Genomic DNA, 13297 nt, shown 5'->3' on the forward strand with positions numbered 1-13297 from the left:
AATGGAGTTTGCTTCTCAAGACAAAGCAGTTGACTTAGATGCTTTGTGTCAAGAAATTCGTGAGCGTGCCTGTACAGGCGAGTTCGATAATCAGGCGTATGTGAGCCAAGACATTATCGAAAAGCTTAAGCAAATCGGTGTTTACCGTGCATTGGTTCCGAAACGTTTTGGTGGTGATGAATGTTCACCACGACAGTTTTGCGAATTGATTGAAACTTTATCTAAAGCTGATGGTTCTGTTGGTTGGGTGGCAAGTTTCGGTATGAGCCCTGCTTATTTAGGAAGTTTGCCCGAAGAAACACTTAAAGAGTTGTACCAAAACGGACCAGATGTGGTGTTTGCTGGAGGTATTTTTCCGCCACAACCTGCCGAAATTACCGATGAAGGTGTAGTGGTTCGTGGACGTTGGAAATTTTCCAGCGGCTGTATGGGAGCTGACATTGTTGGCGTGGGGATTTCACCGCTTAAAAATAATGAAATGCAGGGCTTACCACGCATGGCAGTGATGCCTGCCAAAAAAGCCAAAATTGAAATGACTTGGGACACTGTTGGCCTAAAAGGTACAGGAAGCCATGATTTAGTCGTTGAAGATGTATTGGTCGAAAAGAAATGGACCTTTGTACGTGGTGAACCTTCAAAACTCAGCGAGCCATTTTTTAAATATCCGTCATTGTCTTTAGCGACTCAAGTATTAACCGTGGTGGGTATTGGTGTTGCAGCTGCCGCATTAGAAGAATTTGAAAAATTGGCACCCGGTAAAGCATCCATTACAGGCGGATCAGAAATTGCCAACCGCCCAGTGACTCAATATGAGTTTGCTCAGGCAGATGCAGAATTTCAGGCTGCAAAATCTTGGTTTTATCAAACCATGGACATTGTATGGAATGAAATTATTGCTGGACGTGAAGCTAGTGCTGAACAAATTAGCGATATGCGTCTGGCATGTACCCATGCAGCGCGAGTTTGCGCCAAAGTCACCCGAAAAATGCAAATGCTCGCGGGTATGACAGCGATCTATACCAACAATCCATTTAGCCGTTTTGTGAATGACACCAATGTGGTGACTCAGCATGCCTTTATGGGCGATGCGACTTTACAAAATGCAGGATCAATCAGTTTTGGGTTAAAGCCAACCCCAGGTTATTTATAAGTTTAATTTTTAAAAGGATATTGAGATGGAAGCTAAAAAATCATTACGTGTTTTGTTCTGCATGGGTATTAACCAAAACTTTTTTGATGCAGAACCTGCTGAAGCAAAAGCAGTTTGGGCAGCGTTTGGTGAAATGTGGAATGGCATTCATGACTTACCGGGCGTACATGTTTTTGGAAATCTTGATGATGACCAAAGCATGGTTGGCCCAAGTGCTGGCTGGCCTTGGACAACTTACTTGCTTGCAGATGTTCCGGATATTGAAACAGTACATGCGGCTTGTAACTTGTTTAGAACGACCGTAGTGGGTGAAGGGCCATACAAACTTTGGAAATATTGCAAAGTTGAAGCTCGTGTTGGGCGCGAATTGATTATTCAACGTTAAGGCGACCGCAATGACTGACAAAGTGAATATTGCAGAAATCATAGAGCGACTAGAACAGTTAGAAGCGCATAACGCCATTCGTAATTGTTTGAACCGTTATATGGAAATCTGCGACGAGCTCAATGCAAATACAGATCTTGATGAGCTGATGAATCTTTTTGATCAAGACTGTATTTGGGAGGGTATTGGTGAGAAATATGCCAAATCCTTTGGCCGTTATGATTCTTGGCAGTCGATTTACGACATGTTTAAAAGCTATACCCAAAAAGAATCTCACTTTGTTATGAATGCACACTTTGTAAATTCAGAACAAATTCATGTAAATCAAAATGATGCAAATGCTTCATGGCTGATGTTGCAGACTTCAACGTTTAAAGATGGCCGTAGTCATCTGAATACAGCAAAGCTCAACGTGAAGTTCCAAAAGCAAGCAGATGGAACATGGAAAATTAAACATTTCCAAACACAGAATATTTTCAGTCGTCCCGTATCGCATTGGCACAGTGAAGCCGAACTGCCGGTACCTTCCCAGGAATGACCCAGGACATATTTAAAAGGACTATTGATATGAACAGTATTATCCCAACGCATAACATTGGCACTGATTACGATACTTTGGTTCAAAGTGACCGTGCCCATACTTCTCTTTATAAAGATGAACGCATTTTTGATGAAGAAATGGAAAAAATCTTTTATAGCACTTGGGTGTGGGTTGCACATGCGAGTGAAATTCCAGAAGGTGGAAGCTATAAAACTATTAACATCGGTAAACAGCCTGTGGTTGTGGTGCGTGACCGTAAAAAGAAAGTCCATGTACTTTTAAACCGTTGCCGTCACCGTGCAGCAACCGTATGCGAACATAAAAAAGGAAAAACCAATAGTTTTGTATGCCCGTACCACGGTTGGAGTTATGCACTTGACGGTAGTTTACGTGGTGTGCCATCTCCGGAAAGCTACGGCGATTGTTTAGATAAATCAGAATTACCACTGGTGAGTCTACGGGTAGAAGAATATAACGGCATGATCTTCGCTTCATTTAAAGAAGACATTCAACCGCTTGAAGAGTTCCTTGGGCCTGCGAAAAAATGGATTGACCTGTTTATGAAACAGGGCGCGGGTTATCCAATTAAAGTGTTGGGTGAACACCGTTTCCGTTTCCCGGGTAACTGGAAAATCCAGCTTGAAAATACCACCGATGCATATCACTTTCCGTTGGTACACAAGTCATTCTTAAGTTCTGTCGATGAAAAAACCGAAGAACTCTTTAACTTCGAAAACCAACCAGGCTTTGTTGAAGACTTAGATAATGGTCACAGTGTCATGGTGATGATTCCCGATCTGGTTGATTTAGACGAAGAACTCATGGAGCGTCCAATACAAGAACGTTTTGAAGATTTGGCTCAAGCTTTGCGCGACGAAGGCCATGAAGAATTAGAAGTACGCCGTATTGTTCGAGCAGTTGGTGGTTCTGGCTTTAACTTAAATTTATTCCCGAATATTGCATGTTCGATGGCGTTCTTCCGAGTGTTACAGCCAATTTCAGTTGCTGAAACAGAAATTCATCACTCGGTGATTACGATGGACGGTGGTCCGCAAATTGCCAACCAATATCGCCTACGTTTGCATGAACATTTCCAAGGTCCATTTGGTTTTGGTACTCCAGATGACTCTGAAGCTTGGGAACGCGTACAACACGGCGCCAATGCTGGTAATGATTTATGGATTATGCTCAACCGCGGTTTGCCGGGAGAAGTCAAAACTGAAGATGGCTTAAAAAGTGATGTCAGTGCTGAAACTGGTATGCGTGCAGCATATCAGCAGTGGAAAAAGATGATGAAGGCTTAAGGAGAGAGCAATGAATATGAATCTGCAATTATTAAATGAAGTCACTGCTTTCATCTGGGCTGAAGCAGATATGTTAGACCACAGTGAATACCGTGAATGGCTCAATTTATGGAATGAAAAAGGTGTTTATATCATTCCGATTGACCCAAACCTCACTGACTACGAAAACAACTTAAATTATGCCTATGACGATAATCATATGCGTACTTTACGTGTAGAGCGTCTTGAAAATGGAGAAGCGATTTCTACAGCACCTAAAGCCAATACTGTACGTAGTGTTTCTCGTGTACGAGTTATTCAAGACCAAGATAATGAAATCGTTTTGCGTTGTGCTCAAAACTTACGTGAATTTCGTAAAGAAAACCTCAAGCATTACACCGCAGATATTACGTACCATTTGACGCGTGATGCGGCTACAGGCTTTAAGATTAAACGTAAAATCATTAACTTGGTTAACTCAACTGATACCTTAGCTGGTATTAGCTACATTCTTTAGGAGCGGTAACATGAAACAAGTTGTTTTAGTGACAGGTGCTGCTTCTGGACTCGGTAATGTCATTGCTGAATATTTTGCGAGCCAAGGCCATCAAGTGATTTTGTCAGCAAGTACGCTTGAAAAAGCCGAGAATGCCAAGGCACAAAGTCAGTATGCCCAAAATATGTTTCCCTTGAAATTAGATATTTCGGTTGAAGCAGATTTTCATGCTGCGGTGCAATGGATTGAAGAGAAATTTTCTAAACTTGATGTGTTAATTAACAATGCCACCGTTACCAAAGCAACGCCCGTATTAGAAATTACTGCAGCCGATTTTGATTGGGTGACCCAAGTTAACCAACGCGGCACCTTTCAAGCTTGTCAAATTATTGGTCAATATATGGCTAAAAAAGGCTATGGACGCATCATTAATATGGCCTCGTTAGCAGGACAAAATGGCGGTACTGCAACGGGTGCACACTATGCGGCAACCAAAGGTGCGATTGTGACGTTAACCAAAATTTTTGCCAAAGAATTTGCGGCAAAAGGGGTGACGGTTAATGCGGTTGCACCAGGACCGATGGAATCTCCAATCGTTCATAGTGTGGTGTCTGACGAGAAAATGGAACAGTTCATCCAGAATATTCCGGTTAAATCCTTAGGAAGTATGCATTTTATTGCTGAAACTTGTGGGTTGCTCGCGAGTCCAAATGCGGGGTTTGTGACTGGTGCAACATGGGATATTAACGGTGGTTTATTCATGCGTTAAGCCAATAGGCTACGCGTGAAAAGGGAGTAAATCATGACTACACTTTATGATGTTGTCGTTAAAAATCGCCATGTGGAAGGTGGAAATATTGCAGTCATGGAATTTGAATCTGCAACCTCTACAACATTACCAAAAGTTGAAGCGGGTGCGCATATTGATGTGCACTTACCAAATGGTATGGTACGCCAGTATTCACTTTGCCAAAATCCAAATGACGAAGGTAAGTTTCGCCTTGGAATTTTACGTGACCCAGAATCTCGTGGTGGCTCAGTCTCGGCTTTTGATGAAATTAAAGATGGCATGCAAATTCAGGTCAGTGAACCAAAAAATTTATTTCCACTTTTAAAAGCCAAACACAGTGTATTGATTGGCGGTGGAATTGGAATTACGCCGTTAATCACGATGGCCTATCAACTTGCACATGAAGGTGAATCATTTGAGCTTCACTACTGTGGTGCTAGCCCTGAACACTGTGCTTTTGTTGATGAAATTAAAAATGGTGAGTTAGCAAAATATACAACCTTCCATTTTAAATCCGAAGGTGCAAGCCACCGAGCATTTTTTGAATCTGCCATTAAAGATATTGACTCGGAAAGCCATATTTACACCTGTGGTCCAGTCGGTTTCATGGACTGGGTGATTAATCTTGCTACAACTCATGATTTTCCTGAACAGCAAATCCACAAAGAATATTTCCAAGTTGAAACTGACACCTCGGGAGATTCATTTGAGGTGGTGGCTGAGCGTAGCGGAAAAATCATTATGGTTGAAGCTGGCGAAACCATTTTGCAGGCTTTGGCTAAAGAAGGCATCGACATTGAAATGTCTTGCGAGCAAGGCGTATGCGGAACCTGCATGTGCGATGTAATTGAAGGTGAACCTGACCATCGAGATGTTTATTTTACTGATGAAGAAAAAGCCAGCAATGAACAAATATTGGTGTGCTGTTCGCGCTCTAAAACACCGAGATTAGTTTTAGATATCTAATGTTCTCGCGATTTATATGGATGTAAGAGAAGGTTTAGGAGAAAGATGATGAATGTATTACAACAAATAGATGAGTTTACGGTCGATCCACTACAGTTCCGACGAGCATTAGGAAATTTTGCAACAGGTGTTACCATTGTTACTGCACAAAATGCACAAGGTGAGAAAGTCGGTGTAACTGCAAATAGTTTTAACTCGGTGTCACTCGACCCACCGCTTATTTTGTGGAGTATTGATAAAAAATCGTCAAGTTTTTCAGTATTTGAACAAGCCACACATTTTGCAGTCAATATTTTATCGGGCACGCAAATTGAACTGTCTAATAAGTTTTCGAGACGCAATATTGATAAATTTGCAGACACCAATTTTCAACTTGGTGCAGGACGTGCACCAATCTTAGAAAATTGTTCTGCGGTATTTGAGTGCGAACGCTATCAAGTGATAGAAGGTGGTGACCACTGGATTATTGTTGGTAAAGTGGTTCGTTTCCATGACCAAGGCCGAAGCCCGTTGGTCTACCATCAAGGCGCATATTCTTGTGTCATGCCGCATCCGAGCCTTCAAGTTAAGCAAACTGAACAGAACGGCGTAGACCAAACACATTATGGACACTTATATAACAATGTCTGCTATTTAATGAGTCGTGCTTTTAAAGCCTATCAAACCGACTATATTCCTAAGCAAATGGCTTCTGGGTTCCGTACTAGTGAATCACGTCTCTTACTTGTTTTGGCTAGTGGTACTGCTTCAAGTAAGGAAGATTTACCGCGCGATATTGCTATGCCAATGCAAGAAGTTGAACGGTCGGCTGAAATTCTAAAATTTGAAGGGTTGCTGGTCGATCACGATAATTTGTACGCACTGACTGAGAAAGGTAAACAAACGGCGCAGTATTTGTTTGATATTGCCGATAGCCACCAAAATGAGGTGTTTAAAAAGTATTCTGAGGAACAAAAGGATATTTTTATTACCATGCTGCGAGATTTTGCAGGAGTAGCATAAGTCCCATTAAGCTGATAAATTGAATTGATTTATCAGCTTCTTTACATCTAGCTGACTATCATCAAAACAATTCCAAGGATAAGGAATTTTTGGCACACAATTTGTTTATCAATAAAACAAGATTGCAAATAAGCCAAGACAGTGCACCACCACAAACGCAAAATTTTGAGCGGTTGCACATGTATAGAGAGGTAAGGGATGAACCAATATGTAAGCGATGCATTACTCACATGGACGCACCATATTAAAAGTGTGTGCGGCAATTTTGAAACCGATTTTGACGGAACCCGTAATTTATTCATTGGTGAAGTTCAGTGCTTTTTATTGGGTGATACCGAAATTGCTTTTATTAAAAACAATGCCAATAAAATTGTCCGAAAAGCCGATGAAATTGATCGAGTGAATAATCGTTTTTGTTTTTTGATTTTGCAGTATTCGGGAAAAATGCTGCTTGAGTATAAAAATGAAACCTTAAGCCTAAATGAAGGCGATATTGTGTTGGTCGACCCAGTCGAAACAATTTCGATGTATCCGCAAGGTTTAGTCAGCCAGATTTCAGTCCATCTATCGCGTGAAAAATTACTTAAAGAAAATATTAGTACTGAATATTTTGGAAAACTGATTACGCAAAATATGAGTGGTTTTTTGCTCAAGAATATTTTGAAAAATATGTCTGCTGAAAACATTAAACTTTGGTACGCAACTGAAGATGGTAATGCTTTTGAAGATGCATTGATTGCCTTAATCAAACCGACAATTAATTATAAAAATATTAATAGCTCCAATAATCTGATGGAAAAAGCTGAGCGCTATATTATAGAAAACTTAGCAAAACCAGATTTAACACCTAAATTAATTGCAGAGCATATTGGGGTGTCGCTGCGTCATCTCTACCGTTTGTTCCTTCAAGAAAATTTATCTATTAACAAATATATACAGCTCAAACGCCTAGAAAAAGTCAAAGCAGATTTGCTTGATAAAAAGAACAAACAAAGCTCAATTACCCAAGTTGCCTTGAAATGGGGTTTTTGGGACGGTGCTCATTTCTCAAAAATCTTTAAAAAGACTTATGGTATTTCTCCTAAAGAATTTAGAGAGGGTATGTCGGTTTAATTCTTTCATATCTCAATGTCATTTTTAGACAAGTTCGACGTCATTCTTGAACAAGCTAGCCCTATGTAACTGTGTTGAAATTAAATTCATTAGAACAGGTTAGATAAGCTTAATAACCATAAAACTATTAAGTTGGTCTAATGAATTTCACTCACAGGAAGTGCATTTTAACTATCTGATTCAGATAGTTCAGGGATAGATGAAAAGGATGAAACCAATGCGTAAACAACGATTATTGAATGACATACAAAAAATATTGGCACTTAACTTATCAATCGCTGCAAGCTTTTGGGGACTCAATACTCAAGCGTTTGCGCATGGTGGACATGCCGAAATGGTCTCACTTTATCAAAACATGAGTGAGCAAGGTGCTAAAGTTGTCAAAGACGATTTTACCAATACTTATATGATTACCAAAGGTTCTATGGTAGTTCGGGCCAAACCCAATTCAGATCAGGTTCTGGTGAATGGCAAACCTTTCAAGCTCAGTGTGCCTTTATTAATTAAGGATGGTAAGCCTGTTATTGGAAAAGATTTTTTTAATGAAGTATTCCAGTCGGGTTTAGATCAAACTTTTAAAATTGAAAATACGTTTCACCCGCTCAACAGCCTAAACTCTGAAGAAATTAAAAAGACCTTTGATGTGATTAATCGCTCGAAATACGCCTATAAAAATATGCGTTTTGCCGAGTTAAAGTTAAAAGAACCAGAAAAAGCCAAAGTCTGGGATTACTTTATTAATCACAAAGAATTTAAAGAAGATCGTATTGCCTCATTTATTTTGTTAAAGGGGAGTCAAGCGATTGAAGGTGAAGTTAATCTTAATACTCAACAAATCACAAAATGGAATGTACTTAAAGATACTCACGGTATGGTATTGCTTGATAATTTTGAAGCTGTACAGCGCGTAATTGAGACAAGTAAAGAATATCAAGACGCGTTACGCAAACGCGGCATTTCCGATGTGAAGAAAGTGATTGCTACTCCACTAACTGTTGGATATTTTGGCGGTAAAGATGGTCTAGACAAACAACTCAATATATTAAAAGTTGTTGCTTACCTCGATGTCGGCGATGGTAATTATTGGGCGCATCCAATTGAAAATTTAGTTGCTGTAGTCGATTTAGATAAAGAAAAAATTATCAAGATTGAAGAAGGCGCAATCATTCCTGTACCGATGGCAAATCGACCTTATATGTCGAATAAGCCCGTAGCAAGTAAGCTAAAACCACTCAATATTACTGAACCTGAGGGCAAGAACTTTAGCATTACTGGCCAAACCATACATTGGGGGAATTGGTGTTTGCATGTGGCATTAGATTCTCGTGTTGGCTTACAGCTTTCAACGGTGACCTATAAAGATAAAGGCGTTAAGCGTAAAGTTATGTATGAAGGTAACCTTGGTGGAATGGTGGTTCCATATGGTGACCCTGATATTGGATGGTACTTCAAATCCTATTTAGACTCTGGTGAATATGGTATGGGAACACTTACCTCATCTATTCTTCCGGGAACAGATGCACCTGACAACGCTGTTTTACTTGATGCTGTGATTGCAGACTACAAAGGCCAGCCACAAGTAATTCCAAATGCGATTGCTGTGTTTGAACGTTATGCTGGGCCTGAATATAAACATCACGAAATTTTTGGCAATCAAGATGCGAGTGAAGCACGCCGTGAACTTGTCATTCGCTGGATTAGTACGGTTGGAAACTACGATTACATGTTTGACTGGGTATTTGCCCAAAATGGTGTAATTGGGATTAATGCGGGTGCAACAGGTATTGAAGCTGTTAAAGGCGTTAAATCACGCACCATGCATGATAGTACAGCTAAAGAAGACACCAAATATGGAACTTTAATTGACCATAATATTGTTGGGACAACCCATCAACACATTTATAACTTCCGCTTAGACATGGATGTAGATGGGGAAAACAACAGCTTTATGCATATGGACCCTGTGGTGAAAGCCAATGACAAAGGTGGTGTTCGTACAAGCTCAATGCAAATTGATAGTAAAGTCATTACGAATGAGCAAAATGCGGCTGAAAAATTTGATCCATCCACTATTCGCTTACTCACGAATTTCAACAAGGAAAATAAATTAGGCAATCCGGTTTCTTACCAACTCATTCCATTTGCAGGTGGAACACACCCTGTAGCAAAAGGAGCCAATTTCTCTAAAGATGAATGGTTATTTAAACGTTTGAACTTTATGGATAAGCAAATTTGGGTGACTCAGTACAATCCAGACGAACGCTATCCTGAAGGGAAATATTCAAATCGTTCAACTCATGACACAGGGTTAGGACAGTTCATTGGCAACAATGAAAATATTGAAAATAAAGACCTAGTGGTGTGGATGACAACAGGAACAACCCATGTGGCACGTGCTGAAGAATGGCCAATCATGCCGACAGAGTGGGTGAATACACTCATCAAACCTTGGAACTTCTTTGACAGCACCCCGACTTTAAACTTGGGTGAAGAAGAGCAAAACACACAGCACGACCATCATTAAACAGGTGCATGATCTAGAGTGGGTAACGAATCGGTTACCCACACCTGAGCGTGGGTAAGTCGTTCGCAAAAAGGAATTTCTCAATGAAAAATTTATTTTCTCAGGTTATGAGAGGGACTCTCTTTGTCTCATTTTTTTCAACTGTGCATGCTGGTGAGTTTGAAATTAAACCGACTTTTGAAGCAACTTTTGGGGCTTTTAGTAGCGGTAAAAGCTATAACGGCGAAAATCTAGAGGATGAAAGAGTCAATTGGCAAGAAGGTCATCTTAAATATGGTGCGAAGGGAAACTACACCTTTAAAAACAATCAGCTCTATGCAAGCTTGAGCGGTATTAGCTCGGCAACATTTGGTGATGGTGACGCCGGCCAAAATAGTAATGGCAAAGAACGTAAAACGGATGTGAATGAATGGATCATTGGTTTTAAAGACGGTACCAATAAAGATGAGTTAACGACCTATGATTTAAGTATCGGTCGACAAAATATCATGATTGGTGATGGGTTCTTTATTGCGGGCGATGCATTAAATCTCGGTAAAGCGCCTGCGGACGGCACACTAGATCGGGGCGGAGCATATTATCTGGCAGCTCGTCGAAGCTTTGATTTTACAAGTTTGCTTCAATACAAACTGCAAGAGAATACAACGCTAAAGCTGGCTTATTTAAAGTCCGACAATAAAGCACAATTTTCCCCAGAACTCTTTGTGACTGATCTGATGTATCAGCTTAAAGATAAGGGTGTTGGGTTTACCTATTTAAACGTATTAGATCTTAAAGATGCTGAACACGTTTCAGGACGACAAGACCTTAAAAATTATGCTTTACGCTTGAATTATCAACCTTTACCAGAGCTGCAAGTTAAAACTGAGTTTGTTGTACAAGATAAAAAAGATAGCCACGAAAATGCTGGCTACTTAGCGCTGAACTATAACTTTTTATCTTCAAAATATACCCCCTCTTTAGGTTACCGTTTTAGTCATTTTTCAGACCAATACGACCCTATGTTTTATGGAAATACAGTCGGCTTTGGTACATGGTTTCAGGGCGAAGTTGCCGGAAACTATGCTGGTCCATTTAATAAAAATGCAGATATTCATCAAGTTTCTTACATGATGAACTTGAAAGAAAATTTTATGTTGGGTGCTTTGGCTTATAAGTTCAAAACAGTAAATAAGTCTTTAACCAATGTGGATGGACATGAGCTAGATGTCTTTTCAGTCTGGTCGGTTAATAAAAAATTCAATGTTATTCCTTTAGTGGGATTTTATAAACCAAAACACGATATACATAGTGGTGGTACTCAAAACTACGATGACAAGACCAATGTGTATGCGCAGTTGATTCTGCAATACATCTATTAAATTAGAGCGAAGGAGACCGTGTTTATTGGCGGTACATTCATAGAAATAAAATTAGGATGAAATCAGATGAATCAACAATATGACTATATCGTGATTGGTGCTGGCTCAGCAGGCTGTGTGGTCGCAGCACGACTATTAGAAGCCAAGGCAGGGCGTGTTCTTGTTCTAGAGGCAGGAAGCCGAGATAGCAGTATGTTTCATACTATACCTGCAACAGTAGTTAAAGTATTCCAGCAAAAATCATGGCAATACATGACTGTTCCGCAGAAATATTGTAATCATCGTGAAATGATCCTTGCACAAGGAAAAGTGTTGGGAGGTGGAAGCTCGGTTAATGGCATGATCTATTGCCGAGGCCAACGACAGGATTATGATTTATGGGCGTTGGAATGGGGATGCAATCAGTGGTCTTATCAGGATGTACTGCCGTTTTTTAAGAAAGCAGAAAAAAATGAAAGTCTTGCTGATGAATATCATGGACAAAATGGCATTTTACCTGTCAGTGAAAACCGCTATCGCCATCCTTTAACGCTTGCTTGTATTAAAGCAGGTCAACAAATGGGCATGAATTACGTCAATGATATTAATGGTTGGGATCAGGCAGGCGTAGGGTTTTATCAAACTACTACTCAAAACGGTTCTCGGGCGAGTACTTCTAAAACCTATTTAAAGTCAGTCGAAAACCACCCAGACCTTACGGTCATTACAGACGCCTTGGTACATAAAATTGAAACTCAAGGTGATCAGGTTACTGGGGTGACTTATAGTGTTGGCGGAAAATCACCAATTACGGTACTGGCTCAAAAAGAAGTCATTCTGAGTGCTGGTGCAATTGGCAGTCCTAAGGTTTTATTACTTTCGGGAATTGGTCCAAAACAGCATTTAGATGAACTCGGCATTGAATGTATTCGTGACTTACCTGTAGGTGACAATTTTCACGACCATTTGCATATGTCGGTTAATGCGACAGTAACAACCAATAATAGTCTGCTCGGTGAAGACCAAGGTTTAGCCGCAGTACGACACTTTTTACAGTGGTGTTTTACACGTTCAGGATTGTTAACCACCAATATTCTAGAAGGTGGTGGTTTTATTGACACCAATAACAATGGTCGACCTGATATCCAATTTCATTTTTTACCTGTGCTGGATAATTTCGATAATACTCCTGGTGAAAAAGCAGCGGCTCAGGCACATGGCCTTACCATTAAAGTCGGACATGTACAGCCAAAAGCACGTGGGACTTTACGTTTAAGCAGTAAAGATCCAAAAGATTTGCCTGCTATTGATCCTAATTATTTAGGCCATCAAGAAGATATTGACGCAAATATCCGTGCCGTACAGGCCGGACTTCGCTTATTACAACAACCAGCATTGAAAGCGATTGTCAAAGAAGTGATTGAGCCTGCAAATATCGATCCTGATGATATTGAAGCGATTGATAAATGGATGCGCCAAAACATTAAAACGGTCTATCACCCTGCGGGTAGCTGCAAAATGGGCAATACCCCGCAAGATTCGGTCACAGATCAGACCCTTAAAGTACATGGTTTTAAAAATTTACGTGTGGTGGATTGTTCTATTTGCCCACAAGTTCCAAGCGGTAATACCAATGCAATTGCCATCATGATTGGTGAGCGTGGTGCCGACTTTATTTTGAATCAAGTCGCTTAATTGCTGTCATAT

At 40.2% G+C, this 13297-nt stretch carries 12 protein-coding genes; all 12 read left to right on the top strand.

From position 1 onward, the window contains the following. Position 1 precedes the first annotated feature (1 nt). The 12 genes from K6I41_RS08075 to K6I41_RS08130 all read left to right on the top strand — a co-directional run bounded on the left by K6I41_RS08075 (position 2) and on the right by K6I41_RS08130 (position 13285). Positions 2–1150, top strand: a complete 1149-nt coding sequence (locus K6I41_RS08075; RefSeq protein WP_250375766.1) for an acyl-CoA dehydrogenase family protein — start codon at positions 2–4, stop codon at positions 1148–1150. Positions 1151–1175: 25 nt separating this feature from the next. Beyond that, complete coding sequence (locus tag K6I41_RS08080) at positions 1176–1535, top strand: hypothetical protein (RefSeq protein WP_000387554.1); 360 nt, start codon at positions 1176–1178, stop codon at positions 1533–1535. Positions 1536–1545: 10 nt separating this feature from the next. Next, entirely contained in the window at positions 1546–2073 is a 528-nt protein-coding gene (locus K6I41_RS08085; RefSeq protein ID WP_250375576.1) for a nuclear transport factor 2 family protein, read from the top strand. Positions 2074–2102: 29 nt separating this feature from the next. Further along, the gene (locus K6I41_RS08090; RefSeq protein ID WP_250375577.1) at positions 2103–3380 is read left to right on the top strand and encodes an aromatic ring-hydroxylating oxygenase subunit alpha; all 1278 of its coding nucleotides are present in this window, start codon (positions 2103–2105) and stop codon (positions 3378–3380) included. Between the two features lie 10 nt (positions 3381–3390). After that, positions 3391–3876 carry an aromatic-ring-hydroxylating dioxygenase subunit beta gene (locus K6I41_RS08095; RefSeq protein ID WP_151827411.1) on the top strand — a complete coding sequence of 162 codons (486 nt, stop codon included), beginning with the start codon at positions 3391–3393 and terminating at the stop codon, positions 3874–3876. A 10-nt stretch (positions 3877–3886) separates the two neighbouring features. Next, a complete protein-coding gene (locus K6I41_RS08100) occupies positions 3887–4624 on the top strand; it encodes an SDR family NAD(P)-dependent oxidoreductase (protein ID WP_174723789.1) in 738 nt (245 codons plus the stop codon). A 33-nt stretch (positions 4625–4657) separates the two neighbouring features. Further along, positions 4658–5611: a PDR/VanB family oxidoreductase gene (locus tag K6I41_RS08105; RefSeq protein WP_151989471.1), complete on the top strand. Its 954-nt coding sequence runs from the start codon at positions 4658–4660 to the stop codon at positions 5609–5611. Positions 5612–5656: 45 nt separating this feature from the next. Further along, positions 5657–6613 (top strand): p-hydroxyphenylacetate 3-hydroxylase reductase component, encoded by a 957-nt coding sequence (locus tag K6I41_RS08110; protein WP_081399139.1) that lies wholly within the window; start codon positions 5657–5659, stop codon positions 6611–6613. A gap of 198 nt (positions 6614–6811) precedes the next feature. Beyond that, complete coding sequence (gene feaR / locus K6I41_RS08115; RefSeq protein WP_004701415.1) at positions 6812–7726, top strand: transcriptional regulator FeaR; 915 nt, start codon at positions 6812–6814, stop codon at positions 7724–7726. 208 nt (positions 7727–7934) lie between these two features. Next, positions 7935–10250, top strand: a complete 2316-nt coding sequence (gene tynA, locus K6I41_RS08120; protein ID WP_250375578.1) for a primary-amine oxidase — start codon at positions 7935–7937, stop codon at positions 10248–10250. Positions 10251–10393: 143 nt separating this feature from the next. Beyond that, on the top strand, positions 10394–11611 hold the full coding sequence (locus K6I41_RS08125; protein ID WP_250375767.1) for a hypothetical protein: 1218 nt from the start codon (positions 10394–10396) through the stop codon (positions 11609–11611). A gap of 66 nt (positions 11612–11677) precedes the next feature. Beyond that, complete coding sequence (locus tag K6I41_RS08130) at positions 11678–13285, top strand: GMC family oxidoreductase (RefSeq protein ID WP_250375579.1); 1608 nt, start codon at positions 11678–11680, stop codon at positions 13283–13285. The last annotated feature ends 12 nt before the right edge of the window (positions 13286–13297 follow it).

Origin of the sequence: Acinetobacter sp. AS23 (assembly GCF_023612055.1) — a bacterium.
Lineage (GTDB): Bacteria > Pseudomonadota > Gammaproteobacteria > Pseudomonadales > Moraxellaceae > Acinetobacter > Acinetobacter oleivorans.

Coding starts and splice junctions, on each gene's coding strand:
- K6I41_RS08075 (WP_250375766.1), top strand. CDS start 2: ATGGAGTTTGCTTCTCAAGACAAAGCAGTTGACTTAGATGCTTTGTGT.
- K6I41_RS08080 (WP_000387554.1), top strand. CDS start 1,176: ATGGAAGCTAAAAAATCATTACGTGTTTTGTTCTGCATGGGTATTAAC.
- K6I41_RS08085 (WP_250375576.1), top strand. CDS start 1,546: ATGACTGACAAAGTGAATATTGCAGAAATCATAGAGCGACTAGAACAG.
- K6I41_RS08090 (WP_250375577.1), top strand. CDS start 2,103: ATGAACAGTATTATCCCAACGCATAACATTGGCACTGATTACGATACT.
- K6I41_RS08095 (WP_151827411.1), top strand. CDS start 3,391: ATGAATATGAATCTGCAATTATTAAATGAAGTCACTGCTTTCATCTGG.
- K6I41_RS08100 (WP_174723789.1), top strand. CDS start 3,887: ATGAAACAAGTTGTTTTAGTGACAGGTGCTGCTTCTGGACTCGGTAAT.
- K6I41_RS08105 (WP_151989471.1), top strand. CDS start 4,658: ATGACTACACTTTATGATGTTGTCGTTAAAAATCGCCATGTGGAAGGT.
- K6I41_RS08110 (WP_081399139.1), top strand. CDS start 5,657: ATGATGAATGTATTACAACAAATAGATGAGTTTACGGTCGATCCACTA.
- feaR (WP_004701415.1), top strand. CDS start 6,812: ATGAACCAATATGTAAGCGATGCATTACTCACATGGACGCACCATATT.
- tynA (WP_250375578.1), top strand. CDS start 7,935: ATGAAACCAATGCGTAAACAACGATTATTGAATGACATACAAAAAATA.
- K6I41_RS08130 (WP_250375579.1), top strand. CDS start 11,678: ATGAATCAACAATATGACTATATCGTGATTGGTGCTGGCTCAGCAGGC.